A 25,402-nucleotide genomic window follows, 5' to 3' on the forward strand; every position below is an offset into this window, starting at 1 on the left:
TTTTTCTTTTACATTGTATCACATTTAAAAATACGAATGTATGTTCTTTTAAGAAAACATGGTATACTAGGGTGTATCTGAAGAAAAATTTGCCAACATATAGGAATTTTTGGCATGAAAGGGTCCGCTCATGAGCATTTTCAAAAAACTATTTGGTTCGAAGTATCCTGAAAATAGATCAACCTCAAGTGTTGAGGAAACAGGTGCTATCAACTATGACTATTTAGCTGACTATGGACTCAGTGAAAGCGAAAAATCGAGCTTCACTGCCTATAGTTACGTCCATCAAAATTATTCGATCCATCCTATCACTCAGGAGGAGCACCAAGCATTGGCATTCATGACAGACTTTCTACCCGATGTCTGCTTTTTATGGGGTGATGAAACAAGCAACTACGCCGGACTATTTTATCGAGGTCCGTTAAAAGGAAAGATAATGATTCTTGATCATTCTAATGCATTCTATGCACCCCTATACAGTAGTATGGATTCTTTTATTACTAGTATTATGGATGACTCAACTGATCTTGCAATACCAACTCTTTTTTCAGCTGAGCAATCAACAAGCTATCATGCGGACTATCCTGCGCATTCACAATCATTGGAAGAAATAGAAACGAATTATACTGCTGCAATGCAACTTTTAGCTATTCTTGACTCACTTTCCGATGACGAAGAGCATTATGCCCAAACCGTGTTTCAACTTTGCTATATCATGCCTTACGAGCATTTGGATGAATTATTGATATTCTTCAACTCAGATAACATGTATGTTTTACAGGAACTCCCGTATATTTTTGCCTTTCATCAGTATCGACCGGCCATTCCATATCTCAAGAAAGCCGTACAGAAAGCTACACCATACATAAGTAGTCATGCAGAGCGAGCATTGTCTTACTATAACCATTTATAAAAACTATTTCACTCCTTAGAAAGGAAGTTTATCTATGCAAAAGCCACTTGCTTATCGAATGCGTCCCAGAAACATCGACGAGGTTGTCGGACAGACTCATTTAGTCGGCGAAGGGAAAATCATCCGGCGTATGGTCGAAGCCCGCATGCTGTCCTCAATGATTCTATACGGTCCTCCCGGTACCGGTAAAACAAGTATTGCCAGTGCAATTGCCGGATCGACCAATTATGCATTTCGTATGCTGAATGCAGCAACAGACACGAAAAAGGACCTGCAAATCGTAGCAGAAGAAGCAAAAATGAGCGGCACAGTCATCCTTCTACTTGATGAAGTCCACCGTTTGGATAAAACAAAACAGGACTTTCTTTTGCCCCATTTAGAAAGCGGACGAATCATTATGATTGGCGCAACAACCGAAAACCCTTATATCACGATCAATCCGGCCATTCGCAGTCGGACACAGATCTTTGAAGTAAAACCATTAAGTGAATCGGATATTCAAGCGGCCATCGAAATGGCTCTAACTGATAAAGAACGCGGTTTGGGAGACTATCCGGTAACACTTGAACCAGAAGCGCTGCAGCACCTTTCCAGAGCGACAAACGGTGATCTGCGAAGCGCATTGAACGGCCTTGAGTTGGCCGTTCGTTCTACTCCTAAAAATGAGGAAGATAAAATTATTATTACGTTGTCAATCATTGAAGAGTGTGTCCAAAGAAAAGCACTGACTCATGACAAAAATGGGGACGCACATTATGATGTCATTTCTGCCTTTCAGAAATCAATTCGCGGTAGTGATGTTGATGCAGCCCTTCATTATTTAGGTAGACTGGTTGTTGCCGGAGACCTACCGATTATTTGTCGTCGGCTAATGGTTGTCGCATATGAAGATATCGGCTTGGGAAACCCAGCCGCCGCCGCTCGAGCAGTAACTGCTGTACAAGCTGCAGAAAAATTAGGGTTTCCTGAAGCCATCATGCCGTTATCCATGACGGTTGTAGAGCTTTGTCTTTCGCCAAAATCAAACTCGGCTAACTCAGCTCTAAGCCGTGCAATTGCTGATATCGAAGCAGGAAACGCCGGTGAGGTGCCTGATCATTTAAGAGACAGTCATTATTCAGGTGCAAAGGAGTTGGGCCGGGGAATCGGCTACCAATACCCACATGATTTTAAAAATGCCTGGGTGAACCAACAGTATCTTCCTGATAAACTGAAACAGGCCCATTACTACGAGCCGATCGATACAGGAAAGTACGAGCAGGCATTGCATCAGCAATATAATAACATTCAAAATTGGAAGAAAAATTCCTAAATTTTGTAAAAGCAATCTCATTGCTCAATGTAAAAAGCTATGCTATTATAAAGATGGTTAATCTGTGATGTGCGTGTTGTCTTTTTTGTGTGTTGACCGAACATTTTATTGATATCTCGGGATCCGACTAGTATCTAGACGGGTAGCAAGCCTTTTCATTTGGTAGCTCGAAGTTATGGATCGTGGAACCCACCTGCTAAGTGCGGGATCAATACTATAGGACAAATAACGGCATCGACGGATTATCCTTTTTTATAAACATTCCGGGCGTGACATTTATCTAAGGATGAAGTGTTACGTCTTTTTATTATTTTTTTGGAGGTTAGTCATGCACATTCAAGTATTGATTTTTGCTGCCGCTCTTCTTGCCATTTTTGTCAGCTTTTATATTCGGAAAAGTTTTCCGCAATTAGCAAAAGCATTTAGTAAAGAAATACCCAATGATTTTTTTCAGAGCTTTAGCCGTTTATTCTTAGTAGTTGGGATTATTGGCTTTCCTGTAGCAATCTTTGACCAGTTTTATTTTTCTCTACTGTATATTTTATTACTTATGGTCGTTTCCGCAATTTTCGGGTTGGCTTTTGCAAAAAAAATCTAATTGTTTCCTCCTTTTTGATTTGAATTTTTGAAGTTTTGTTCTACAATAAAAGTAAGAATACTTTCAAATAGAAAAGGAGTGATTTATATGTTACAAAATTACAATAAAATCATGGTCGCTGTCGATGGCTCTGCAGAAGCAGAATTAGCGTATCAAAAAGCTGTGAATGTCGCTATCCGAAATGATGCAGAATTACTACTCGCTCACGTCATTGACACTCGTGCCTTCCAATCTATTTCATCATTTGACGGTATGTTGGCTGAGCAAGCAACTGAGATGGCCAAACAAACATTATCAGATTATAAAAAACAAGCAGAAGAGCATGGCTGCGAGAACGTATCAACAGTTATTGAGTATGGTTCACCTAAAGTGATCATTGCGAAGCAATTACCTCAAGACCACAATGTCGATTTGATTATGATTGGTGCCACAGGTCTGAATGCAGTCGAACGTCTATTCATCGGTTCAGTTTCCGAATATGTTATTCGTAACTCAACTTGTGATGTATTAGTTGTTCGAACCAATCTAGAAAACAATACGCCAAAAGAAGAGAAAGAATGATACAGCTCATTTGAAAATGAAAAGAAGGTCTCCGAATGAAGCCTACAGTTAAAACACTAAATGTGTAATCTATAACCAGACAAGAAATAAAATCTTGTCTGATCTTTTTTATACTTTTAAATCTACATCATCTAACGCACCCACAAAGTTATAGTAAATGTCAATTTGCTGAGCTTGTCTGCAATGTCTGTCAGATTCATGAATTTCAATTCGTTCAATTAGAGTATTCACAATTAACGGCGTAAGTTTTTCTAAGTGGCTAAATTCCTTAATTACTTTCATAAACTTACTTACGTTTTGCTTTTGCTCCTTTTGCTCGTTTAAAATTTGACTTGTATTTTGCACAAAAGTTTTTAATTCTTGTTGTTCTGATTCATACTCTTTTGAAAATTGAATATAGCGCTCATCTGTTAGTTTGCCGATAATATTATCTTCATATAGTCGTTTAATGATTTTATCTAGCTCAATGATTCGCCGTTCTGCCTTGAGCAATTTCTTCTCTTGCTCTCTTAATTCTTTTGCGGAATTATTTTCAGCTCGTTCTTTTAGGAGGTTAACAAATCGCTTTTCCATATCTTTAACCAGTTTAATTTTTTGGTTAATATCCTTTAAAACGATTTCTTCTAAAATCACTTGGCGGATATAATGGGCGTTGTCGCATGAAACAGTTCGCTTCTGGTAGCCAGAACAAACATATCGTTCTTGGTTAGGCGAAACACTATTGCCTGTGCAAAAATAGTGACGATTGCCACAATCTGCACAAAAAGCAATTCCAGCAAATAACCCTTTTCGGTCGCAAGCCGTGCGCCGTTGTCGTTGCTTTCTGAGATTTTGCACAATGTCAAAAGTTTCTTGGTCGATTATCGCTTCATGAGCATTCTCAAAAATCATATATTTATCTGGTGTATTTTTTATCTTTCGCTTATCTTTGAACGATTTCTTATATGTCTTAAAATTTACGGTATGCCCTAAATATTCCATCTTTTCAAGGATGCTATTCACTGTCATAGCCTCCCATTGACAAGGGTTAGGCGGTAGCTTTCCGGTCGATTTTCTATCGTTATTAAGGGCATGTTCAGTTGGTGTGGGGATTTTTTCTGCATAAAGTTTTTTAGCAATTTTCGTAATTCCTAAGCCTTCTTTACAGTAGTCAAAAATCTTTTTCACAATTTTCGCCGCTTCATCGTCAACCAGCCAGTGATTTTTGTTGCTAGGGTCTTTCAGATAGCCATAAGGTGGATTTGTGGCAAGTTTTTCTCCAGATAAGCCTCTTTCTTTCATGACAGATTTAATTCGTTTACTTGTTCCTTTAGCTTGCATTTCATTTACGATATTAAGAAAAGGCAGAATGTCCATTTCGGACGTTCCCACGCTTTCCGTATCGACATTTTCACTAATGGACAAGAAACGAATATCTAATCTAGGAAATAGGAAATCCGTATAAAGCCCAACTTCTACCGCCGAACGTCCCAACCTCGACATATCTTTTACGACAAAATTTTTCACTTTGCCAGCTTGAGCTAGGTTCAATATTTCTTGAAAGGCTGGTCGCTTAAAATTTGTCCCTGAAAAACCATCATCAACAAAAAATTGAGGATTTTCAAGCTTATTTTCTTTAGCGAATCGCTCCAGCATAGCTTTTTGGTTAGTGATTGAATTACTTTCGCCTTGCTTATCATCATCACGAGAAAGCCGACAATACAAAACAGTTATATCTTGTTTTGCGTTTCTCGCTTTTTGAGGATTCAAAAGAGTATGATATTCAGTTGTCAAAGTGCTTTGCAAAGTTTCTTGGTTCATGGTAATTTACCCCTTTCATTTAGGAGTAGTCGAAACCTTGCGGTCATCTTCTATTATACCATTTTTACTAGCATAAATGTTGATTTGGCAAGGTTTCTTTTACTATTTACTGATTATTTTCTTCTTGATTTTCCAACTTTTGAATAGCTAAAGCCAGTAGAGAATTAGCTAATTTTTGGTAGCTTTCTTTCTTGACGTGGCTATTTACTACATAGGTCTTTTTTCCTTTCTTTAGCTCAAAAGTGCTATATTTTTCATGGGTTGGCTTAATCTCTTGGTTTTCGTTTTTAATCCTCCTCCTTTGTTTCATCTCCAGCAATTAACGTTTCTAGTTCGTCTAAGGTTATTACTCTGAAAAGCATTTCAGCTTTTGGAATAGCTTCATGGATATATCTTAAAAGCTGTTCACGCCGTTTGATATTCGGCACGATCCAGACCGTAAACGGAATTACGCCGATTTGTCTTTGAATCACACCAGAGTTAATAAATTTGATATATTCTTTGGCCTTGCGAATTATTCGCTTGGGGTTCTCCGTATTATTATCTACTTCAAACCAGTAAAATTGTTCCCATTCCCTGATATGCAAGTTTACATATAAATCAGGCTTCAAAAACCTTGCGACATTATTTTCAGAATAGACCCGCCAGCATTTACTTTCAAACTCTACGTTAATCAGTGAAATTTTATTTTGTTGCTCCATCTCCTTTAAACGAACATAGACTTCACCAATTCCAAGCGAATGTTCTAAAAATAAAATGTTTGGTTCATACAATCTTTTTCTAGTGGCTTTCAAATCTAAATCATCAAGTTTTAAAAACTGATAGCCAGCGCTGGTTATTGTCCAAATGGTCGCACCACTTCCAGCACGTTCACCGCCGATTCTTCTTTCTAAGCAATCAATTAAACCATGTTTCTTTAGTTTGGCAGTCATGCGATTACATGCCCGAATATTGCTTAAACGGCTAGAATTTTTGGTAAAAAATAAGCGTTGCAGTTGGTTAGAAGTTGCATATTTCACCATAAAAATGTGTTTTATGCAACCCGTCTCGGTTTCGCCAAGTAGCGCCGACAGGCGGCGAAGTTCGTTTTTGGTTATGCGTTCGGTTTGTTTTTTGGTCATGTTGGTTCTCCTCCTTGGGAGGTGGTACCGCAACAGCTAAAAAGAGAAAGAAGTGCGGTGTCAGTCGTCTCCCTTATTTTGTATAAAGTGAGTTGTCATACTTAATCAAGCCAAGCAATTACTTGCATGACGAGACAAGCGACAAGACGCTTTTATTCTTCTTTTTTAACTGGTTTTTGGCGTATCATGCCAACATTTATTGTTGAATCGATGTTATCTAATGGACTTAAATCTACCTCAGTTTTATCTTTTTCAATTAAATCAATATAACTTTTTTCGATTTCTTCCAGATTTTTTGCACCATATTTCTCAGCACTTCTGGCGAAAACTTCGGCGGGATCTCTCAAGCTTGGACGTGGCGGAAAAGTTTTTCCAGAAACGAACGAACTTAAGCTTGGATTGTTTAGTAAAAAAGCGTATATTGAGAATGGGACTGTCGTAAGATAGTCTTCAAACGACAAAGCAGGCGAAAGTGCGGAAAACTCTTTAGCGTCTGCTTTGTTTGTTGTTCCAAAAAAGATTTTGTTTCTGGCGTTGGCTAGCACGGATTCTTTCAGACTTGAATTTAGCTGTCCTAGGTGTTGATGGCAGAATATGAACTGCAAGCCTAGAGACCTTGCCATGCTTAGCATTTCCTCCATAGATTCACCACTCTTTTTGACGTATGCTTGAAACTCGTCGATGAAAAAGCTGACTTTATTTTTCTTTAGTTCTTCGGCAGATAGTTCGGCACGCTTTAATGCGATATTCCAAATCATGCCAATCAATAGGCTACCTACAATCTCAGAAACTTGATTTCCAACTATGGCGGAATTTAGAGGCACGAGCAAAATTTTTTTCTCCTCAAATATGCTTTCTAAATTAAGCAGTGGCTTGGGTTGAAACAATACTTGTCTAAGTGCTGGGCGCATAAGCACTCGCATTTTATTCATTACAGGCGCAAGCTGTTTATTGCGCTCACCATCTGAAAGACTATTGAAATATTCCCAGTATGCCTCAAGTCCTAATTTATCGTTTAAGTTTGCACTCATACGTTTTCTAAAACTCGGATTATTTAGTAAGATTTGAAGGTGAGCTAAAGTAACATTTTTATCCTTATTTTTCGCAAGTGTGAGGATTGCGGATTGAAGAATATCTTCTGTATACACTCCCCATGTCTCAGCGAATAATCCCTTTATAGAGGATAAAATCGCCTCACTCGTGCACTCTGCGTGGTTATCACTAGTGTTAAATGGATTTAAACCTACAGGATTGTTCATATCTGCTAAATTGAGTATCACAACATCATCAAGGCGGTGTTCAGGTATTTTCTGCACAAGCGATTCAATTAGGCTGTATTTCGGGTCTATGACGATAATGCCTTTTTGCTTGTTTTTGTCTGTTCCTCCAGCCTCTATATCTGAAAGAATCATATTTTCCATAACTACTGATTTACCACTTCCTGTGGGTCCAACGATGTGGCAGTGTCTACTTCCGGCTTCGTCGCTTAAATACAGCGGTTGACGTTCTTCTGGATTTTCGTGCATTGTCTCAGCAAAAGGGCGTAAAACTTTATCTCTCGTTAGCTTCTTGCTTGTTCTTGGTGGTAAAAGAATTTTCGGGTGAATATCTCTAATTCCTAAAAATGAACTTTCACCAGTCGGCAATAGAAACAAATTTGCCATTTCTTTTATACTTAGTCTCTGTGAATAATGCCACGGGGCTGTAGCTTGGTTTAAGCGGTTAGCTTCTTCGTTTTTTAGGTAAAGTTTCACCCCGATTGCTTCCAGCGTTTTGAGGGCGGAAAACAGGCTTAAAATATAGCTTTGTCGTTTGGCTGGGTCTTTTGCATTTACGCCTAATCGAATCACACAATTAAGCTGGAAGCTCTCCGTTTTGCTTTTAATTGAATTTCTAATATCTGCGGTCGCTACTGGAATATCTCCCGAAAGAATATGCCACCATGATGTTTGCGTGGGATCAGGTAGGTTCTTAGCGACTGCTTTTGGTGAAAGTGTGCCACCTATTACTAACTGTAAAACTAATTCATCATCTTTTTCTACTTGGGCAAGAGTTGTTAGGACGGCACGGCACAAGGCTTCGTTATCTGACGTTTTGAGCGACAACATCGGGCGAGTGGTGGAGAGTTTCTTACATAGTTTCACAGGCGTCCTTTTGCTCGTATGAGCCACTAGCGGACTGGAAAAGTCAATTCGTCCATATCCTCTAAAAATCTTTTCTAGACGATTAAATTCGCTTTTTTCGGCACCAAGAAAGAAGCGGATAGAATCACTTTCTTTAGGGCTTCTAATTTCCCAGATAATCGGCTTGCGTGGTTCTTGGGTAGCAATTTGCCCGACTAGTTCCAACACTGATTTAAAATCAATTTCACGTTGCCAGAACACTTGTTTAAAGGTAAGTTCATCAAATTTACGTTTCATCTGATTACCCCCAGTCTTTTCTTGCTTTGTGAACTCGCCAGCCAACTGTTAGCAGAATTACAAAGATTCCTAAGAATAGTAGTGGCAGCCAGACGGCAGATAACAAACGTATACCGTAATTTAACAGCCAACAGCCGATGGCGAACATAACCACATAAGAAAACAGCTTTTTCACTGGGTTCACGTCCTTTTCTTTGTCTTGATTTTGTTTTATCATTATTCATTTCAATCCTTTCTTTTTAGCGAATAACTTTCTCATTTCACCACACAAAAGTTAAAATGAAAATGGTAATATTCGGCAACTTTTCGAGCGGTGAGACAGGTGCGACTAGGGCAAAAATAGCAGTTTCTGACATGAAAAGACGGTGTTGTTTTAATTACTATAAAGACGATTTTTAGCGATCACGGCGGTTTTTTCGGATTCTTGTCATCTTTAACTGGCGGATTATCAAATCTATTTTCTCGTCTGTCTTGCCACTGTCTTTTTTTAGATGCGTTTTTTAATTTTCTGTATAACTCTGGATTCTTCCGTCCACTGTCGTTTTCTGGTTCGTCTGGAGGTGGAATCATTAGCAACATGACAAGGGCTAATAAAGCAATAATATTTTCAAGCATTTGAGTTCACCTCCTTTCGTGGGCTTTGCTTGGTTATTTTTCGTCTAGCCCGATAATTTCAGGGAACGGCCTACCTCAATGAAAATAAAATTCCTCTTTCAGTTTTTCGTCTGTTTCGTAGCGTATTTCTTCGTATAGGTCATTAAAAGTGTATTCTTCCATTTTTATTTCCTCCATTTCTTTTTAGATAAAGGGACGGTTTAGCCCCGTTATCTTAGTTTCGGTTTTTTCGTAAAGCTTCGTCATATAGCTTTCTCCGAGCTTCCATGGCGTCCATCTCAATCTGAATTTGAGTAAGAATTGTCTCAGCTTGGACAATTTCTTCTGGTGTAAACTGCGGTTGTCCATTTAGATCATCATTTATCCAGTTTAAAACCCACTTACCGAGCTTATGCATTGAGTAAATAAAACAGATTGCAAGAATTAGGCTAAACATATTAAATTCCTCCTCCAAATTTAGTCACTCGTTCTGATGCAGAAATTGTAAAATCATGAAGTATCCGATTGAAACAAGCTTGAGCCTCTGGATTTAAATGTGACAAGGTTGCAACATCTGAGGCAAGCAGTGCCGTTTCTGTCAACGCAGAATGAGCAACAATACCTTGCCCCTTGATTACAGCATTGTGTAAAACGGTGGAACGGACAATTAAAGCTGTGTCTTGAGAAATTTTTCTTTTCATTGCTGGTGAGAGGCTATCCATTGAAAAATTTTGTGGCGAGAATATTTCTGAGAAATGGGAGACTGGGTTATTTTGATTTTGTTGGTTTGGCATTTTGTTTTCCTCCTGATATGATTTTTGATGATTTATTTAATCTACTCAGAAACTTCACACTCTGCCGGCATTTCAAATATATGAGTGTTTTCGTTTCTAAGATTGATTACTTAATTAAAGTTTCTTGCTTGTCTTATATAGATATAGAATGACGACAAGCATACCTATAAAGTATGGGGTGAATACTAAAAATTTGAGCATATGGCATACCTCCTAATTTGATAGATAAGCGCTTATTCTTGTGATATTATTAAAAGTAAATGTGTATATGTTTATGCAACAAGGATTTGATGGTAGTTCTTTTAATAAATCCACTTTATCAAAAGAAACTATTACCATCATTATCGAGTTTATTACTAATTATTTTGGTAAAATTTGAGTTAGTCTAGTAATTTTGTGGAATTTACTGTAAAAGAGGTGCAATTCATGGAAAGGGTATGTTTTTATTGGTTTTGTATGCAATTAAAAAAGTTTTCAGGAAAAAGTAAGAAAGTTCAAATAGTTAATTTCTTAAACGAAGTAATCCATCCAATCTTAAGTTATGAAAAATTAACAAAATTGACAGACTATCCTGAGACGACAAATCCAACAAGAGATATTAAAAAGAAGGAAATTAGAAGTGATTACTTGGAATTGATTGACATTTCTAATGAAGATAAAAAACAAAAAGAAGTAAAAAGACTTTCAAGAGCATTCTCTGAGTTACCTAAAATTTGTAATTTTAAAATTGATACAATAGGGGCTTTTAAAGATATAAAAAAATCTATTTCTAGTAATAAAACAGAACTAAAAAAATACCTGTCAGAAAACGATTTTAAAGAGCTGTTAGCATTATTAGATGAAAAAGAAGTAGCTATACCAGATGTCCTTGCACTCTTGCTTATTTATACAATCCACTATATACCGAATTTTCGCGATAATCTTTTAGAAGAAGTAAAAGAATCAAACCGGGGAAATAAAATTTCTTTTCTTATCGATTTGCTTGAACAAGAGATAGTTTTCAATGATATAAGAACATATGGCTTATCTACTATAATTCACAATAACACTCTGTTTTCAGAAAAATTTGAAAATGACTTTATCAAAATAATTTTTGTTCCGAATGATAAATTTCAACCATTTTCAGAAAAGAACAAAAATGAATATCTTTTGAGTTTACTGACACATTATGATTATCTTCATATTCTTTTAACCACATCAATTTGTGACTCGAGAATCATACAGAGAGGTTTTATTGCCTCAAATTCAAGAATTGATAGAACTATTGATAGAAAAATAGAGACAGTATTTTATAAAACCAATAGTTTACCTAAACTTTTAGTTGGATATTTTGACACTTTTTATAGATGTATTGAGAGAATAGAAGACGTTGTAGAGATAGGGAGTGACAGTTCTGTGTTTATATCGCTTGAAAATTCCATCAAGGAGGAGTCTTTGGAACCTTATGACTTAAAAAATGAGAACTTTGAAAATGAAAATTTGAAAACTGCGCGTTTTGGAAGAGCCTTAAGAAAAATTACAGAGTTTACAGAGAACGAAAATATTTTTTTTAGATCTTGGACAAATGGAGAGCTAGAGGATGGATTAATCTGCTGGTTATTAATTTCCGAATGACAAAACATTGACTTAAATCTCATTTTATGATATAATTAAAAAGTTTTAGCTATGTTGTAAATTTCATATTATCTTTAATTTCCCGCCACTGGGATAGGTTTCAGAAAAACCTACTTAGTGGCAAGTGGGTTAATTTATCGAGAAAGTGTGATTGAATATGCTAAAAGATGATTTACAAGCTAGTATTTACAAAAAGATTATCCATGGAAAAACTGGTGGAGGAAGTCAAGAAGATGTAATGCGCCGGTTACTTCAAAATGGTTCAATAGGAGCTACATTAGACGAAATATACACCCATAATGATTTTGAAGCGACAGAAAGACTTATTGAAAAGAACATAGAAGATATCAACGAAACTCACAGAGTTGTTAAGGAATATATTGTTCGGCAAAAAGAAACATATGACTTCTTCAACCTGAACGTTATCGACGATATTCTTTGTCCTACCTTCGACTTGACTAGAGAAGAAATAGAATTTTTGGCAAATACCGAACCCTTTCAAGATTTTAACTAGCACCTTCCAGCCCTCACCCTGAACCTAAAAAATTCAGCGAGGGCTTTTTCTTTTCTCTTAAATTAGTAATGAGTGCATAGTAAAACAACCTTGTCTGGTCTTTAGACAAGGTTGCTTCTTTTGTTCTAGTGCTATTTGTAAGGTCTTAATGGGGTTGGTAGTTTAAATTATACTTTCTTTCTCTTAAACCATGCAAGTATAGAAAGCATTGTTAGAGATAAGCCAGCAATAACGGCGTTAGCTGTAGACTGTTCACCAGTTTGTGGCAAGCCGTCTTTATTTGTATTATTGCCAGTTGGTTTAGTTGTTGTGGTAGTGCTGTTTTGGTTGTTGCTATTAGTTTGGTTATTTGTGCTACTTGCTCCATTGTTGGAAGTGTTCGGGTCGTTTGAACTGTTTCCTGTGCCATTTGAGCCGTTGTCTCCAGTATTGCCACCGTTTGAGTTGTCTTCCTTAACTAAAGCGTTAATGGCGTCATTGATGTCTTTAGTTGCTTGGTCAATTTGGTCTTGAGTGCGGTTTGGGTCTTTTAAGATTTCTTCGCCTTTATTCAAAGCTTCTTCTAGAGCTTTGTCAGATTCCCAACCACCCTCAGTGATTTTATCTTGACCGTTTTTAATCGCTTCGGTCAATTTGGAATCATCGACATTTGTTACTGGCGGTATAACATCATCTGTAACCGTCACGACAAAACTAGCTTCTCCGTAGCTTTCAGATTTTAAAGTTCTAGTTCCGGCTTTACCAAAAGTAATTGTTCCATCTTTTATAACGTCGCTAGAATCGGAACTAATCAAGGCACCATATTCATTTGGGAAATCGAGGATTGTTGTTTTCTTAGTGCCATCACTAAAATATTCAATCTTTTCAAGTTGGTAAGTTTTAGATTCGCCAACTTTAGCGGAAGTTACTCCAATTACGTTAAGTTCAATATCTATGGTTGTTGGTGGAGTAACATCATCTTTAGTGACAGTTACCTCTAAAGACATGCCCGCATTACTTGCGCTTAAGGTTCTAGTGCCTTCACTACCAAAAGTGATAGTTCCATTTACGATTATGTCGCTTGGGTCTGAACTAGTTAACGGTAGACTGGTATCCTCCACATTAACAATAGTTTCAATCGAAGTGCCATTGCTCCAATATTCAACTTTATTGTATTTGTAAGTTTTTGTCTCTCCAACTTTAGCGGTAGTATCTCCGATTACATCATAAAATTGATTTGTTGGCGTCAGTCGTCTATACACGAATGCAAATACGGTATTGTCGCCAATTATTTTAGTTTGAGTAGTGCTTTCAAGCACAAAGAAACCTTCAATCTCAGGGGCGGTTTCAGTAATAGAATCACCCTTATTAGCAGATTTAGTAATATCTGAAACTCCGGAAACAGAATTGCCAGTTACTTCATCTACGCATTTGATCGTGTAATTTACAGTTTCGGCTTGGTTTAATTCGTCTTTAACTTTTTGAATTTCTGCTTCTAGGGCTGGGATTAGAGAGTTGTCTATTTCAACCAACCATTGAGCTGGAACTTGTCCAAAGTCGCTTTCGTAATAGCCAATCATTGTGTCCATTTCGCTAAGCATTAAGTTTATGTTCTCCATTTGACTAGCAGTAGCTCCAGCAGTTACAAGGTCACTTGCTTGTTGCTGGTAGTTAGCAAGTTTAGTTCTATATTCTGTAACTACATCTGGATTACTAAAAGGTGCTACTGCTTGTGTTCCAGCTTCTTGAACATTCTCCTTAACTGGTAGTAGCTCCTCTAAAACTGGTGCTTCGGTTGCTGGTTGAGTTTCCTCAACAACTTCTGGTTGGACTGGCTCAATTATTTCAGTTTCTTCTACTGGTGTAACTTCCTCAGTTGTTGCTGGTGTTTCTGCCACTTGTTCCACTGGTGGCGTAGTTTCTGCCTCATCTGCTAAAGCCTTAATTGTCCCGATGGCTAGCGGACAAATTAGTAAACCAACTGTGAGTAGTTTTGTGGCTTTTTTAACCCGTTTGCTTTGTTTTAATCTTGCTATACGCGTATTCTTCAAGATTTAAATTCAGCTCCTTTGCTTTTTCATTTTTTAAAACCATTCATCTTAAAATAAATGTAGTTTCACCTCCGTTATAAACTGTTTCAAACGGTCGTTAGAAAAATGTTTGAAAAACACAAAAAAGCCGATTCAACAAAAGCTCTCTAAACCTTGTTAAATCAGCGAATATGAATATTTACATTGTATGTATAAGTGCTAAATATTGAACCTTTTTCAGACGACCGTCTGAGAAAGAAATGGTTTCAGTAAAATTCTACCATATACAATTACACTTTGATAGGTATTTTTAAATTCTTGCGTCTAGAAACCCCATATTTACGGGCTACTTTGTAAACGGAACTTTCTGAAATATGAAGCCTTTTAGCTATTAAAGATATTGGTATAGTATTCATCTGGTATTGCTTTAATATTTCTAGTTCTTGTTTCTCGGTTAAAGAAGGATTACCAAGAATTACGCCGTTTTCCTTAGCCTTACGCAAACCGTCCTTTGTCCTAATGCGTATATTATCTAATTCAATTTCTGCAACATATCCCAAAACAAGGCACAACAAGCGTCCAGTGAGTGAATCGGTTTCAATATTTTCTTGCAAGGAAATAAGCTTGATGTTGTGTTGGTTTAGCTCGTCGATGATGTTTGCAAGAGTCAACATTTTACGAGTGAGGCGGTCTAGTTTGTAAATTTGTAGAGTAATGATTTTATCTTGTTTTGCTAGTTGTTTAGCAAGTGATATAGCATTTGTGAGTTCTGGTCGGTTGTCGTTATCTCCGCTTTGCTTTTCTGAAAAGATAATATCGCAATTCTTTAGTGCTTCCGTCTGGACTTCTAAACCTAATTTCTGCCGATCGTCTTGAGATGAAACACGAGCATACCCGATTTTGACCTTGTCTAATTTCTCCAGTTCCTTTACTTTCTTTTTCTGCTGTTTTTCCATGTTGGAAACCTCCATATATATTATTTTGTCTTACATATATATGGTAAAACGAAATGGAGGGAATGACTAAAAGAAGGTAAATAAAAAGCCTGTAGTTTTGAGGACTACAGGTTTTTATGACCGCAAGGATTAACTACTTTTTTTATTAGTTTTGTAAATAGTGTTTTAGTGGTAGCTTCCTAAAGGAAGGCCTTCTTTTTTTAGTGGTTTACGATTCAGTAATACCCAGGCCTTTGATCAATACCTCAAAGCTTGTTTTCTATCGAAACACAGTTTCTTTTGGCTAAAACCAGCCTTTCACTGCATTCGTTTGGTATACTAGCAGTAACACGAATAACGGAGGAAAAAGTATGGACGAACGCATTTTAATCACCAAAGAATTGGAAAGTAATCAACCAGCTTCTGATGAGCTAATCCACTTAATGCTTCAAAACATCGGCTCGTTATCAGAGGATCTACGGGAAGCTATCTATAGCGGTTGGTGTGAACTTTTAGAGAATAATCGCTTAACAAACAGTCAAAAACAGTGGCTAATGGATGAGATTTTTGCGAAAGAGCTCCTTTATCAAGGTATTGAAAGGGGGCAGACAGACGATACATTTACAAGAAGCTTCACGTCACTACTCCTTGTACAGTTGTTGAAGGATCATTATAGGAACAACTGGATGAAAAACGAGATGGAACAGCAGATTATCTCCACTTCCTTACGCTATATGGAAGTAGAAACAGACAATCGCGGGCTGGTCCCAGTTATCGGCTGGGCGCACGCTTTTGCTCATGGAGCTGACCTATTGTCTGCTATCGCTCGTTCTGAACAAATAACAGGGACCAATGTACGACAAATCCTTTCTATCCTTACAAGAGCTTTACTAGAAATCGACGATTTTCTATGGGAAGAGGAAAGCCGAATGGTTCCTGCCATCAACGTTTTAATAAAAAGAGAACTTCTTTCTCAGGATGATTTAAACCATTGGATTCAACAAAATAATCAAACAATTCTTCATCAAAACAATCGTAACATTTGTTGGAATCGTTTTTTGATCTCCCTCTCTTGGGTATTAAAATTTGAGTTGATTGATTTTGAACTTGTTCAAGAATCTATCTTTGACTTTCTTCATAGCTACTATAAAAAAAGGGGCATCATCTAACTGCAAAAAACAAGGAAGCTACTTCAAAAGCAGCTTCCTTGTTTTTGAGTTATTATCCGCGTAGACGCTCTACGTCACGAGCAATCATCAATTCTTCATCCGTTGGAATCAACAGAACTTTAACTTTTGAATCATCTGTTGAAATCACTGTTTCTTTTCCACGTACATTGTTCTTCTCAGCATCGATTTCGCAACCAAACCAAGTCATACCTTTGATTACTTCGCTACGAACATGAGCATCATTTTCACCGATACCAGCTGTAAATACGATGGCATCTACACCGTTCAATACAGTTACATAGCTTCCGATATATTTACGGATACGGTCAGTAAATACGTCATATGCCACTTGAACTTCTTCTTTGTCGATATTGTTTTCCAAGTCACGCATATCACTAGAAATCCCTGACAAGCCCAAAAGACCTGATTTTTTATTTAAGATGTCGATCATTTCTTTAATGTCTGTCAAACCTAATTTGTCCATCAAGTATGGTAGCAATGAAGGATCGATATCACCGGAACGAGTACCCATTGTAACACCAGCTAATGGCGTGAAGCCCATAGATGTGTCAACCGATTTTCCACCGTCAACCGCAGTGATTGACGCGCCGTTTCCTAAGTGACAAGTGATGATTTTTAATTCTTCGATTGGTTTGCCCATCATTTCAGCTGCACGCTGCGCAACATATTGATGGCTTGTTCCATGTGCACCGTATTTACGAGCTGAGAATTTTTCATAATATTCAGTAGGAATACTGTATAGATAATTATGCTTAGGCATTGTTGTATGGAAAGCTGTATCAAAAACAGCTACACTGATAATCTCAGGTAGGATTTTTTTGAATGCTTTGATTCCCATTGCGTTTGCAGGGTTATGAAGAGGAGCTAAATCTGCCAGTGCTTCGATTTTCGCTAATGCTTCATCATCAATAACAACTGATTCTTTAAAGTCTTCTCCACCAGCCACGACACGATGACCTACGCCGGTAATTTCATCATAAGAAGACAAGATGCCCAGTTCAATCAGTTTATCCAACAGCATTTTTACAGCAACATCATGGTCATTGATATCAACGATTTCTTCGAATTTTTGATCTTCACCATATTTGATTGTAAAAATAGAGTCGTTCAAACCAATTCGTTCAACGATCCCTTTTGCGATAACTTCTTCATTAGGCATAAGATATAATTGCCATTTTAAACTTGAACTTCCAGCATTGATTGCAATTGTTTTAGACATGATACTCTCCTCTTTTAAGTTTATTGTAAGTAGTTTATTTCAAATTTGAAGATTTCCAAGCTTCAAATTGTTGAAAAAATTGAGTGACTTTTTCCGGTTCTTTCAGTGATCCAAGTTTGGCAAGAAGCACTTCTTTTACTTGATTGCTCTTCTCCCCTTGGTTCTGGATAATCAGAATACTCTTTCGTGAGTGCTCCGTTTGGAACATCGCATCCGGCAGTTGAATCACACCTTGTAAAAACACATTTTCCTGAATCCACTTCTTAAGCTGTTCACTTTGTTCTGTTTCAAAAATATTTGTAGGTACCAGAAAAAGACCAAAACCATCGGGCTTCACATATTTCATCGCTTGCTCCATCAACAAATGGTGCGCAAAGGTATGTCCTTCCATAGCTGCTACAGTAAATCCGGCTGCTTTATCATCGTTCGGATAATAGCCAATCGGAAGATCACTGATCGCTGCATCAACAGGATCGATCAATAACTCTTGAAGTCCATCTTGATGGAATAGCTTGATATCTGTCCCGGTTAGCCCGCTATTCACAGACGCAACCGATAACAAGGTATCATCAACATCAACACCATAACCAGTTATTTGCTTCTTGGACAACTTCAAGTTCAACAGCACCGTCAATAGTAAATTACCCATTCCAGATGAAATATCAAGAATCTGTAAATTATCTGTGTCTGAAAAGAATTGCTCCATCAGATAAACAAAAAGAAAACCGATACTATCCGGTGTAAGCTGATGATTGGCCTGCACAGGCTCATCCTTATTCCCTTTCAGCAGAACAAGCTGAGTCAAACGCCGAAATTCTTCGGGCTCCAAATCAATTTCTTGAAGCGCCTTATAAAGTTCTTTCAATTTCAAAATTGTTTCTTCATCAGGTTTTCCGTCGAGAACACGAACCTGGAAATTATCCAGTAGATTATCCCCATTTTCAATGTATGCATCCAGAAATGAAGTATCCAACGATTTCTTCAATAACTGTATTGCTTGTTCCATCAACTCGAAAGCCTTTTCGATTTTCTCAGAAAACAAAAAAACACCTCAACTTCTAGAAAAATATAACAACTTTTATACCTGTTCTATTTTATCTAAAAAACGCATAATAATCAATCAATTTTACGACAATATTTGTAAATTAAGTTTCTCTGCCCTAGAAATACTGATTTCAAAGAAAAATTCTCATTGTTTTAGTATTTTTTACCAATCTGTATTAGTGAAATTCTCATCCTGTTTGATACACATTTCACAAACTCTTATTCTGATTTCTACTTCTCTAAACGCTCATGAAATGTATAACGATTTTCTGAAACAATTACTTGAATTTCTATTTCTTGATCTGTACGATAGAATTCAACCATTCCCGTCGAGTACGTTAGGCTACCTTCCATGCCAAGCGACTCGCCTTTTTTTATTTCTGATAGAAACATCATTTTCATGATTCGTGCTGTGTAGAAATCTCGCGTACTTTCTGTATAGGAATGGGTCAAACGATAATCAGTGACCATCAATAAAAAGAACTGCATAAACAAATAGAAAAAGAGAAGCACCGTGACAATGACACTTCCCTTATACTTTTTTACGGACATCCGTACGCTCCTTTCATAGAATCAGAACAGCCTCCCTACTTTTCCCATTTTCGAATCTTAGTTGAATCTGCACCCTTTGCTTTTCCTGCTTAAACACAACAGCTTCTACTCTCATCAGCATAGGTTGGTAGCCGCCATTTGCGGATTTGACAATCTTATTCTTTTTAAACTCTATTAATACTGTATAATTCTGAGATACATCATGAAAAGTCAGAAGATTAGCCTCAGCTGAAATTAGTCTGCACCCCTCCAATTCCTTTTCAAGCTGAATCAGAAAAATATGCCATTCTTTCTCGGATCTGTTTTGCAGATGACTGCCAATTACCTGTGCATTTTTGACATAGCCTGAAGCCAACATACAAATAACGGAAAAAAGAAAGAGCGCCATTATACTTTCTAAAAGCGTAAAACCCAACAACCGATTCTTTCTGCTATTGGCGTTCAATACTAAATGTCTCTGTTCCATGTCTGACCTCCGCCTTTATCCATTTCTCTCCATCTTGAGTAATCGTCACAAAGTACTCCTTATCGCTACGATACACAGTCTGACTCGATACTTCCTCGTATCTCTCATGATCTGCCACTTCCTCGTACAATACTCTTTGCAGAGTAAGCTGACTGTTCAAATCTGAGGTTTTACTATAAAGAAAATAATTCGCTGAAAGAAATCCGCCAATCACGAGAGTCATCAGCGATAAAGCCAACAAACTTTCCGCAAAAATATACCCACTAAAGTGCGATGATATTTTTGGCATAGCGACCACTCCCCATTTGAAATTGATAGTCTACCTGTTTCTTTTTATTTCTCCACACAAAACTATACTTGGATAATCGACCATTATTTCCTGTTCCTTTCTTGAAAATGATTTTTTCAGGTCCAACAGCTTCTAACTCCTTTGGAATAACTAGAACATTTTTCGTATGGGCAGATAAAAATGCCAGTTCGTTGCTTTTCGTGAAAATAATGGTCGTATCTTCCTCCCCTGTGACAGCCAGCTGTTGGATATGAAGCACTTGGCGTTCAAAGCTTCCAAAGAATTGTCCGACAAGAACGTTCTCCTGACCTCTCTCCAGCAATAGAGAGGGTAATCCAATTAGAAAAGTAGTAACAAACAATACTAAAAGCGTTTCAACTAATGTGAAACCGGCATAATTACTTGTTTGCTTTGTATTTGTCATATTGCTCCTGTGTAATATATCCCTCTGAGAGCAGCACATCAATGGTTGGAGCCTGATCATTTTCCAGCCTGTAAACATCCATTTGTGTCTCCACAACTTTGATTATTGCTTCATTCCCTTTTTTATCTATACTGTCTTTCTGCTTGGATAAATTTGGAGCAAATAAAAGAATCAAAACAGAAATAATCAGTAGAACAATCAACATTTCTAAAAGAGTAAATCCTTTCAACGGTTTCTTTAATTTTCTCGATACATTTCCTGTGTAGCATTCGACAATACCCATTTTTCTCGTTTTCATAATTTCTCAATCCCTCCATAAATTGGCAGTAGCATGGCTGCATAGATTCCTACAACTGCAGCTGCGATAATTAAAAAGATTATTGGCTGAAACCATTGAATCAACTTTTCAATCCTCGTAAAAAAGCTATTTCGGCATAATTCACTGTAAATCAGCAGCTCTTTGCCTAAACTTCCTTTTACCTCTCCTTGTTGGATAATCAACGATAGCTCATCTGCAAAAAAAGGGTATGTACTGAGTTGTTGATAAAAAGCTACACCCTCGATCAATCCTTTTTCTATTGCGGTCGACAGTTCTTTCATCAATGATTCGTTTATTAAATTGCCCATCAAGCCAACAATATGCTTGATTTCCATCCCCTGATCAAAGAGCTTGCCCCATTCCAAAGCAAAAAAACCGGAAAGGTATTGGATATAATAGGTCCGTAGCCAAGGAACCTTAGACAGAATGATCGCTCGTTCAAGTGCCGTTCGACCTTTGAGAAACTTCGAAATACCGATATACAAAAGAAGGACCAACAAAACAAACCCACCGATAAAATACGGGCTTCCCTGTACGATCAAAACACCTACATTGTCAGTCGAGGTCAACCCACTCATTTGCAACTGGGGTAACAGAAACTGCCTCATACCAATCAATGCTGAAAAAAGAAAGACAAGCAATATCAGAGGGTAAATCAATATCTTCTTCATATTTTCCCGTTGCTTTTGTATGGTCACTAAATGCTTTTCTATTCCTTGTAATGTTCCCGATAAATTGCCGTGGTTCTGAGCAAATTCAATTTGTGTAATGATCTCTGCTGAGAGATCTAATGCTGTCAGTGAATGCGTCAGTTCTTCCCCTTGCTCTAGCTCATCAATCAAAAAATCAAGCATGCTTTGCGGAAATACTTTCGCTTTCTGCATAAAAGAAAAACTTTGGTTGATTGAAAAGCCATTATCAATCAGCTCCGCCAAAAGCTTGAAAAACGCAGCTGATTGTTTCTTTGATAAGCTAAGCTCTTTGTTCTTTGAAAAACGTATTTTTGTCAATAAAGCCATATGCCCAAGCCTTTCCAAGCAGTTCATTCCAGCTCCTGCTTTCTTCTTCAAAAAGTGAGTACTCCATCAATAAAGCAGAATGCTCTTCGGTTCCCACTGCGATTGGAATCAACCGTTGGTAGATAACACTACGCAAGCATTCCTTCATTTCTCGTTCTTGAACACCTAACTCAACCAAGCGTTCGGTTGCTCCCACAATGCCTCTGCTATGAACCGTTGCAAAAACCGTATGACCAGTCAAAGCTGCTCTGATAGCGGCTTTAGCTGTCAGTGAGTCTCTTATTTCCCCGATAATCAAGATATCAGGACGATGCCTCAGACAAGCCTTTATCAGCACGTCATAGGTTAAATCAATCTTTGTGTTCGTTTGTAGCTGCAGAAAGGAATGCTCTTCAATCTCAACAGGGTCCTCAATGCAGATGACCTGACTATTTCTTCTATCTTCCTTAGCCAGCTTGTACATCAAGGTTGTTTTTCCTGAGCCAACTGGTCCACAAAATAGATGGAGGCCAGCTCTTTTCACACCGGTTCTAATCTTCGTCAGTTGGTGCGGCAGCACATAATTTTCTTGGCTCTGCCCAAAGGAATGCAGAAAGCGAATGACCAAGCTTTCCCGTTGTCTAAAATCACCAACAGTTGACAAGCGTAGGCGTCGTTCCTGAGCATCTACCAGATAAGTCACTGCACCAACCTGTGCCTTTCGTTTCTCTCCCACATCCATTTGACCAATAAACTTGAAATGGAAAATCAGCTTCTCTCCGTATTCCTTTGATAGCTGTCTGTATTTCTTCTTATACTGAGCGACTCTAAACAAAACATCGTATCGATCTTGGTCGGGTAAAATATACAGATCTTGTGCTTTATTACGAATCCCCCATTCAATCAACTCTCTGGAAAAGTCTTTTATATCCATAGCTTCCTCCTCAAAACAAATTACGCAAAATTTGTTAAAAACAACAAAAAAAGCCAAGACAACATTTTGCCTTAGCTTTTATGTGGGGTTGCCGGATGATTCTTTTTATTGAAAAAAAGAAAATGTCTTCTGCCCAACCAGTTATTTGAAAAGATACAACTCAAATTTTTGCATATTTTTTCAAGAGGAAAAAATGAGAACGCTAGATAAAATAATATGGCAAACGTCATCGAAATGACGTCTGCCATATTACTAAGAGTTTTAATGCACTATCTTCCCCAAAATAGTTTATTGCTTTTATATGTATATTATACTAAAAATTTTATATTTGTAACTTTCAAAAATTGTGTAATTTATTGAAATTTTTGAGAAAAGAGCTTTTATCTGAAAGGGTCAGATAAAAGCTCAGGCTTTATACTAAGACAAAGCACTAGATCTCTTACATTATAGCAGATAGTCAGAAATTCATTTTCTCAAATTTTTTAATAAAAGTCAGTTATTTTTGATAAAATGGAATGAAGTTTTCTTTATTTTTACTGACCATAATATGCATTTTTACCATGTTTTCTAAAATAGTGCTTGTCCAACAGATAGTTCGGAATCGGTTTTACCTTATCATTGATACTCTCAGTCTGTAAAGCCATCTCAGCAATTTCATCCAAAACGATACTGTTTTCGACAGCCTTTTGTGGCTCAGGTCCCCAAGTAAATGGACCATGTCCATATACAAGAACACCAGGTACTGCCTGCGGATCGATTGCCAGCTCTGCGAAGGTCTCTGCAATAACTCGACCGGTTTCCACTTCATAGCCCTCTTCGACCTCAGTCGCTGTCAATTGTCGTGTACAAGGTACTGCACCGTAAAACGTATCTGCATGGGTCGTGCCATAAGCAGGCAGTTCTCTACCTGCCTGTGCCCACATCACTGCATACTTGGAATGCGTATGTACGACTGAACCAATCTCTAAAAAGGTTTGATAAAGAATGACATGCGTCGCCAAATCAGACGATGGTTTCATTCCTTCTTCTAAAACTGCTCCAGTTAGATCTGTTACGACCATATCCTCTGCCGTCATTTTACTATAAGATACACCACTTGGTTTAATGACGATTACTCCCAGCTCCCGATCGATTTCACTGACATTTCCCCAGGTCAGCTTAACGAGACTAGCTTTCGGCAACGCAAGATTGGCAATGTACACCCGTTCCTTCATTTTTCTTATCTTCTCATGCTTCAAAATAGCCTGCCTCCTTTAAATAGGGAAATAGAAAGCTCTTCGCTCTTTCAATCTCCTTTTCAGGTGTTTGACTGGTCTCACTCCACATTTCTATTAGAAACGGACCATTATAGTCCAGTCGTTTCAATGTTTTCAAACAACCGGAAAAATCAACACAGCCGTCCCCAAAAGGAACTTCCTTAAATTTTCCACCAAACGCATCTGTCACCGCCAACGTATCTTTCAAATGAATTGCAGAAATCTGGCTGATCCCTTTTTCAAGCTCATAACCAATATCATTTTCCGGCCAGGCAGACAGATTGCCTAAATCAGGATATACCTGTAAATAAGGCGACGGAATCTGTTCCTTTATTTTTAAAAATTTAGAAATAGAATTAATGAATGCATCATCCATAATCTCGATAGACAAAACTACCTCTTTTGATGCAGCCATCCCAACAGCCTTCTTTAGGTTTTCTATAAAATAATTTCTGGATGCAATGGTTTTTTCTTCGTAATAGACATCATATCCGGCAAGCTGAATCGTACGGACACCCAAATCTGAAGCCAAATCAATCGCTTGCTCCATAATCTTTAGTGCTTGCTCTCGAACAGCTTCCTCTTTTGAACCAAAAGGAAAACGACGGTGACCACTCAAGCAAATAGACAAAATCTTTATGCCTGTTTCATGAATCGCATCAATCACTTGTTTTCGTTCTTCCTTGGTCCATTCCAATCTGGATAATCGTTCATCCGTTTCATCGATTGACATTTCTACAAAATCAAAGCCCAGTTTTTTTGCCAGTATCAATCGCTCCAACCAGCTGATCCCTTTGGGCAATGCTTTTTCATAAATTCCCAATGTTGCCATTCGGTCACCCCCAAATACGGTTAATTTCAGCTTTAAATGCTTGTGCCGCAGCTTTTGGATCGTTTGCCGCTGTAATTCCCCGCCCTGTAATGAATGTATACACATCTACGCCTGCAAACAACCTCAAGGTATCTACATCCAAGCCGCCTGTAACAGAAACCCTAAAACCCATATTAATCAATTTTTTGACTTTTGATAAATCTTTCTCGCCCCATGTTTCTCCGGCAAATAATGCATCTCGGCTTTGATGATAGATAGCTTGAGAAATACCGGCATCCAACCATTTCTGTGCTTGCTCATAGGTCCAGTCTCCGTATAATTCGACTTGTACCTCTTCTACTTCTTTCGCAGCTGCCTCCATTGTCGGAATCGTTGCACAGCAGATGACCGTCATCCAGTCAGCGCCTGCATCCGCACAGTTTTTGGCAACAGTTCCACCCGCATCGGCACATTTTGTGTCGGCGATGATTCTTTTGTCCGGGTAAAGCGCTCGTACACAACGAATCGCTTCCTCTCCTGCTTGCAGGCAAAGAATTGTCCCCACCTCCAGAATATCAACAACATCTCCTACATTTTTTACATCTGCCAAAGCACTCGGCAGGTTCGAATGATCCAATGCTACTTGCAAATTGGGTACTCCCATCTAATTCTTCCTCCTAAATTCATTATAGAACGCAGTGAGTGAGTATCCATC

The 25,402-nt window shown here is 37.9% G+C and carries 28 protein-coding genes and 1 other RNA gene; 8 read left to right on the plus strand and 21 right to left on the minus strand.

Annotation, left to right across the window (positions count from 1 at the left end):
• Positions 1 to 130 precede the first annotated feature (130 nt).
• The 5 genes from A5888_RS07015 to A5888_RS07035 all read left to right on the plus strand — a co-directional run bounded on the left by A5888_RS07015 (position 131) and on the right by A5888_RS07035 (position 3,384).
• Positions 131 to 913: a hypothetical protein gene (locus A5888_RS07015; RefSeq protein WP_086350365.1), complete on the plus strand. Its 783-nt coding sequence runs from the start codon at positions 131 to 133 to the stop codon at positions 911 to 913.
• 34 nt (positions 914 to 947) lie between these two features.
• Positions 948 to 2,225: a replication-associated recombination protein A gene (locus tag A5888_RS07020; RefSeq protein ID WP_086350366.1), complete on the plus strand. Its 1,278-nt coding sequence runs from the start codon at positions 948 to 950 to the stop codon at positions 2,223 to 2,225.
• Positions 2,226 to 2,281: 56 nt separating this feature from the next.
• Positions 2,282 to 2,473, plus strand: a non-coding RNA gene (gene ssrS, locus A5888_RS07025) — 6S RNA.
• A gap of 80 nt (positions 2,474 to 2,553) precedes the next feature.
• Positions 2,554 to 2,823 (plus strand): hypothetical protein, encoded by a 270-nt coding sequence (locus tag A5888_RS07030; protein ID WP_339102011.1) that lies wholly within the window; start codon positions 2,554 to 2,556, stop codon positions 2,821 to 2,823.
• 87 nt (positions 2,824 to 2,910) lie between these two features.
• Positions 2,911 to 3,384, plus strand: a complete 474-nt coding sequence (locus A5888_RS07035) for a universal stress protein (RefSeq protein ID WP_086350368.1) — start codon at positions 2,911 to 2,913, stop codon at positions 3,382 to 3,384.
• Between the two features lie 108 nt (positions 3,385 to 3,492).
• On the opposite strand, the gene A5888_RS07040 is transcribed toward A5888_RS07035, so the two are convergent.
• The 7 genes from A5888_RS07040 to A5888_RS07070 all read right to left on the minus strand — a co-directional run bounded on the left by A5888_RS07040 (position 3,493) and on the right by A5888_RS07070 (position 10,113).
• Positions 3,493 to 5,184, minus strand: coding sequence for a recombinase family protein (locus A5888_RS07040; RefSeq protein WP_339102012.1), 1,692 nt, complete (start codon positions 5,182 to 5,184; stop codon positions 3,493 to 3,495).
• A 287-nt stretch (positions 5,185 to 5,471) separates the two neighbouring features.
• Positions 5,472 to 6,305: a replication-relaxation family protein gene (locus A5888_RS07045; RefSeq protein ID WP_086350371.1), complete on the minus strand. Its 834-nt coding sequence runs from the start codon at positions 6,303 to 6,305 to the stop codon at positions 5,472 to 5,474.
• A gap of 152 nt (positions 6,306 to 6,457) precedes the next feature.
• Positions 6,458 to 8,725 (minus strand): type IV secretory system conjugative DNA transfer family protein, encoded by a 2,268-nt coding sequence (locus A5888_RS07050; protein ID WP_086350372.1) that lies wholly within the window; start codon positions 8,723 to 8,725, stop codon positions 6,458 to 6,460.
• Between the two features lie 4 nt (positions 8,726 to 8,729).
• Complete coding sequence (locus A5888_RS07055) at positions 8,730 to 8,942, minus strand: hypothetical protein (RefSeq protein ID WP_086350373.1); 213 nt, start codon at positions 8,940 to 8,942, stop codon at positions 8,730 to 8,732.
• Between the two features lie 185 nt (positions 8,943 to 9,127).
• Positions 9,128 to 9,340 carry a hypothetical protein gene (locus A5888_RS07060; protein WP_086350374.1) on the minus strand — a complete coding sequence of 71 codons (213 nt, stop codon included), beginning with the start codon at positions 9,338 to 9,340 and terminating at the stop codon, positions 9,128 to 9,130.
• 214 nt (positions 9,341 to 9,554) lie between these two features.
• On the minus strand, positions 9,555 to 9,776 hold the full coding sequence (locus A5888_RS07065; protein WP_339102013.1) for a hypothetical protein: 222 nt from the start codon (positions 9,774 to 9,776) through the stop codon (positions 9,555 to 9,557).
• 1 nt (position 9,777) lies between these two features.
• Positions 9,778 to 10,113: a hypothetical protein gene (locus A5888_RS07070; protein ID WP_339102014.1), complete on the minus strand. Its 336-nt coding sequence runs from the start codon at positions 10,111 to 10,113 to the stop codon at positions 9,778 to 9,780.
• Positions 10,114 to 10,539: 426 nt separating this feature from the next.
• Between A5888_RS07070 and A5888_RS07075 the strand changes: the two genes are divergently transcribed.
• Positions 10,540 to 11,727, plus strand: a complete 1,188-nt coding sequence (locus tag A5888_RS07075) for a hypothetical protein (RefSeq protein WP_339101833.1) — start codon at positions 10,540 to 10,542, stop codon at positions 11,725 to 11,727.
• Positions 11,728 to 11,884: 157 nt separating this feature from the next.
• On the plus strand, positions 11,885 to 12,241 hold the full coding sequence (locus tag A5888_RS07080) for a hypothetical protein (protein ID WP_339101832.1): 357 nt from the start codon (positions 11,885 to 11,887) through the stop codon (positions 12,239 to 12,241).
• A gap of 167 nt (positions 12,242 to 12,408) precedes the next feature.
• Here A5888_RS07080 and A5888_RS07085 read toward each other — a convergent pair whose 3' ends face one another.
• On the minus strand, positions 12,409 to 14,271 hold the full coding sequence (locus A5888_RS07085; protein ID WP_086350375.1) for an LPXTG cell wall anchor domain-containing protein: 1,863 nt from the start codon (positions 14,269 to 14,271) through the stop codon (positions 12,409 to 12,411).
• Positions 14,272 to 14,540: 269 nt separating this feature from the next.
• Complete coding sequence (locus A5888_RS07090; protein WP_339102015.1) at positions 14,541 to 15,206, minus strand: recombinase family protein; 666 nt, start codon at positions 15,204 to 15,206, stop codon at positions 14,541 to 14,543.
• A 350-nt stretch (positions 15,207 to 15,556) separates the two neighbouring features.
• On the opposite strand from A5888_RS07090, the gene A5888_RS07095 reads away from it, so the two are divergent.
• Positions 15,557 to 16,354, plus strand: coding sequence for a DUF2785 domain-containing protein (locus A5888_RS07095; protein ID WP_086350376.1), 798 nt, complete (start codon positions 15,557 to 15,559; stop codon positions 16,352 to 16,354).
• 52 nt (positions 16,355 to 16,406) lie between these two features.
• Here the strand turns inward: A5888_RS07095 and A5888_RS07100 are convergent, their stop codons facing one another.
• The 12 genes from A5888_RS07100 to A5888_RS07155 all read right to left on the minus strand — a co-directional run bounded on the left by A5888_RS07100 (position 16,407) and on the right by A5888_RS07155 (position 25,351).
• The gene (locus tag A5888_RS07100) at positions 16,407 to 17,594 is read right to left on the minus strand and encodes an acetate/propionate family kinase (protein WP_086350377.1); all 1,188 of its coding nucleotides are present in this window, start codon (positions 17,592 to 17,594) and stop codon (positions 16,407 to 16,409) included.
• A 34-nt stretch (positions 17,595 to 17,628) separates the two neighbouring features.
• Positions 17,629 to 18,636, minus strand: a complete 1,008-nt coding sequence (locus A5888_RS07105) for a class I SAM-dependent methyltransferase (RefSeq protein WP_086350378.1) — start codon at positions 18,634 to 18,636, stop codon at positions 17,629 to 17,631.
• A gap of 233 nt (positions 18,637 to 18,869) precedes the next feature.
• Positions 18,870 to 19,190 carry a competence type IV pilus minor pilin ComGG gene (gene comGG, locus A5888_RS07110; RefSeq protein WP_086350379.1) on the minus strand — a complete coding sequence of 107 codons (321 nt, stop codon included), beginning with the start codon at positions 19,188 to 19,190 and terminating at the stop codon, positions 18,870 to 18,872.
• A gap of 13 nt (positions 19,191 to 19,203) precedes the next feature.
• The gene (gene comGF, locus A5888_RS07115; protein WP_339102016.1) at positions 19,204 to 19,656 is read right to left on the minus strand and encodes a competence type IV pilus minor pilin ComGF; all 453 of its coding nucleotides are present in this window, start codon (positions 19,654 to 19,656) and stop codon (positions 19,204 to 19,206) included.
• Entirely contained in the window at positions 19,622 to 19,945 is a 324-nt protein-coding gene (locus tag A5888_RS07120) for a hypothetical protein (RefSeq protein ID WP_086350381.1), read from the minus strand. Before A5888_RS07120 ends, comGF begins: the two co-directional genes overlap by 35 nt.
• Positions 19,920 to 20,369, minus strand: coding sequence for a competence type IV pilus minor pilin ComGD (gene comGD / locus A5888_RS07125; RefSeq protein ID WP_086350382.1), 450 nt, complete (start codon positions 20,367 to 20,369; stop codon positions 19,920 to 19,922). The genes A5888_RS07120 and comGD overlap by 26 nt, the downstream gene beginning before the upstream one ends.
• Positions 20,344 to 20,652, minus strand: a complete 309-nt coding sequence (gene comGC, locus A5888_RS07130; protein ID WP_086350536.1) for a competence type IV pilus major pilin ComGC — start codon at positions 20,650 to 20,652, stop codon at positions 20,344 to 20,346. Before comGC ends, comGD begins: the two co-directional genes overlap by 26 nt.
• An 11-nt stretch (positions 20,653 to 20,663) precedes the next feature.
• Positions 20,664 to 21,758: a competence type IV pilus assembly protein ComGB gene (comGB, locus tag A5888_RS07135; protein WP_249274528.1), complete on the minus strand. Its 1,095-nt coding sequence runs from the start codon at positions 21,756 to 21,758 to the stop codon at positions 20,664 to 20,666.
• Positions 21,661 to 22,620, minus strand: a complete 960-nt coding sequence (comGA, locus tag A5888_RS07140) for a competence type IV pilus ATPase ComGA (RefSeq protein WP_086350384.1) — start codon at positions 22,618 to 22,620, stop codon at positions 21,661 to 21,663. The genes comGB and comGA overlap by 98 nt, the downstream gene beginning before the upstream one ends.
• A gap of 533 nt (positions 22,621 to 23,153) precedes the next feature.
• On the minus strand, positions 23,154 to 23,834 hold the full coding sequence (locus A5888_RS07145; RefSeq protein WP_339102078.1) for an L-ribulose-5-phosphate 4-epimerase: 681 nt from the start codon (positions 23,832 to 23,834) through the stop codon (positions 23,154 to 23,156).
• A 13-nt stretch (positions 23,835 to 23,847) separates the two neighbouring features.
• Entirely contained in the window at positions 23,848 to 24,708 is an 861-nt protein-coding gene (locus tag A5888_RS07150; protein WP_086350386.1) for an L-ribulose-5-phosphate 3-epimerase, read from the minus strand.
• 4 nt (positions 24,709 to 24,712) lie between these two features.
• Entirely contained in the window at positions 24,713 to 25,351 is a 639-nt protein-coding gene (locus A5888_RS07155) for a 3-keto-L-gulonate-6-phosphate decarboxylase UlaD (RefSeq protein ID WP_086350387.1), read from the minus strand.
• Between the last annotated feature and the right edge of the window lie 51 nt (positions 25,352 to 25,402).

The sequence above is a fragment of the Enterococcus sp. 9E7_DIV0242 genome (assembly GCF_002140975.2).
Classification (GTDB): Bacteria; Bacillota; Bacilli; order Lactobacillales; family Enterococcaceae; genus Enterococcus_L; species Enterococcus_L clewellii.

Coding starts and splice junctions, on each gene's coding strand:
- A5888_RS07015 (WP_086350365.1), top strand. CDS start 131: ATGAGCATTTTCAAAAAACTATTTGGTTCGAAGTATCCTGAAAATAGA.
- A5888_RS07020 (WP_086350366.1), top strand. CDS start 948: ATGCAAAAGCCACTTGCTTATCGAATGCGTCCCAGAAACATCGACGAG.
- A5888_RS07030 (WP_339102011.1), top strand. CDS start 2,554: ATGCACATTCAAGTATTGATTTTTGCTGCCGCTCTTCTTGCCATTTTT.
- A5888_RS07035 (WP_086350368.1), top strand. CDS start 2,911: ATGTTACAAAATTACAATAAAATCATGGTCGCTGTCGATGGCTCTGCA.
- A5888_RS07040 (WP_339102012.1), bottom strand. CDS start 5,184: ATGAACCAAGAAACTTTGCAAAGCACTTTGACAACTGAATATCATACT.
- A5888_RS07045 (WP_086350371.1), bottom strand. CDS start 6,305: ATGACCAAAAAACAAACCGAACGCATAACCAAAAACGAACTTCGCCGC.
- A5888_RS07050 (WP_086350372.1), bottom strand. CDS start 8,725: ATGAAACGTAAATTTGATGAACTTACCTTTAAACAAGTGTTCTGGCAA.
- A5888_RS07055 (WP_086350373.1), bottom strand. CDS start 8,942: ATGATAAAACAAAATCAAGACAAAGAAAAGGACGTGAACCCAGTGAAA.
- A5888_RS07060 (WP_086350374.1), bottom strand. CDS start 9,340: ATGCTTGAAAATATTATTGCTTTATTAGCCCTTGTCATGTTGCTAATG.
- A5888_RS07065 (WP_339102013.1), bottom strand. CDS start 9,776: ATGTTTAGCCTAATTCTTGCAATCTGTTTTATTTACTCAATGCATAAG.
- A5888_RS07070 (WP_339102014.1), bottom strand. CDS start 10,113: ATGCCAAACCAACAAAATCAAAATAACCCAGTCTCCCATTTCTCAGAA.
- A5888_RS07075 (WP_339101833.1), top strand. CDS start 10,540: ATGGAAAGGGTATGTTTTTATTGGTTTTGTATGCAATTAAAAAAGTTT.
- A5888_RS07080 (WP_339101832.1), top strand. CDS start 11,885: ATGCTAAAAGATGATTTACAAGCTAGTATTTACAAAAAGATTATCCAT.
- A5888_RS07090 (WP_339102015.1), bottom strand. CDS start 15,206: ATGGAAAAACAGCAGAAAAAGAAAGTAAAGGAACTGGAGAAATTAGAC.
- A5888_RS07095 (WP_086350376.1), top strand. CDS start 15,557: ATGGACGAACGCATTTTAATCACCAAAGAATTGGAAAGTAATCAACCA.
- A5888_RS07100 (WP_086350377.1), bottom strand. CDS start 17,594: ATGTCTAAAACAATTGCAATCAATGCTGGAAGTTCAAGTTTAAAATGG.
- comGG (WP_086350379.1), bottom strand. CDS start 19,190: ATGTCCGTAAAAAAGTATAAGGGAAGTGTCATTGTCACGGTGCTTCTC.
- comGF (WP_339102016.1), bottom strand. CDS start 19,656: ATGGAACAGAGACATTTAGTATTGAACGCCAATAGCAGAAAGAATCGG.
- A5888_RS07120 (WP_086350381.1), bottom strand. CDS start 19,945: ATGCCAAAAATATCATCGCACTTTAGTGGGTATATTTTTGCGGAAAGT.
- comGD (WP_086350382.1), bottom strand. CDS start 20,369: ATGACAAATACAAAGCAAACAAGTAATTATGCCGGTTTCACATTAGTT.
- comGC (WP_086350536.1), bottom strand. CDS start 20,652: ATGGGTATTGTCGAATGCTACACAGGAAATGTATCGAGAAAATTAAAG.
- comGA (WP_086350384.1), bottom strand. CDS start 22,620: ATGGATATAAAAGACTTTTCCAGAGAGTTGATTGAATGGGGGATTCGT.
- A5888_RS07145 (WP_339102078.1), bottom strand. CDS start 23,834: ATGAAGGAACGGGTGTACATTGCCAATCTTGCGTTGCCGAAAGCTAGT.
- A5888_RS07150 (WP_086350386.1), bottom strand. CDS start 24,708: ATGGCAACATTGGGAATTTATGAAAAAGCATTGCCCAAAGGGATCAGC.
- A5888_RS07155 (WP_086350387.1), bottom strand. CDS start 25,351: ATGGGAGTACCCAATTTGCAAGTAGCATTGGATCATTCGAACCTGCCG.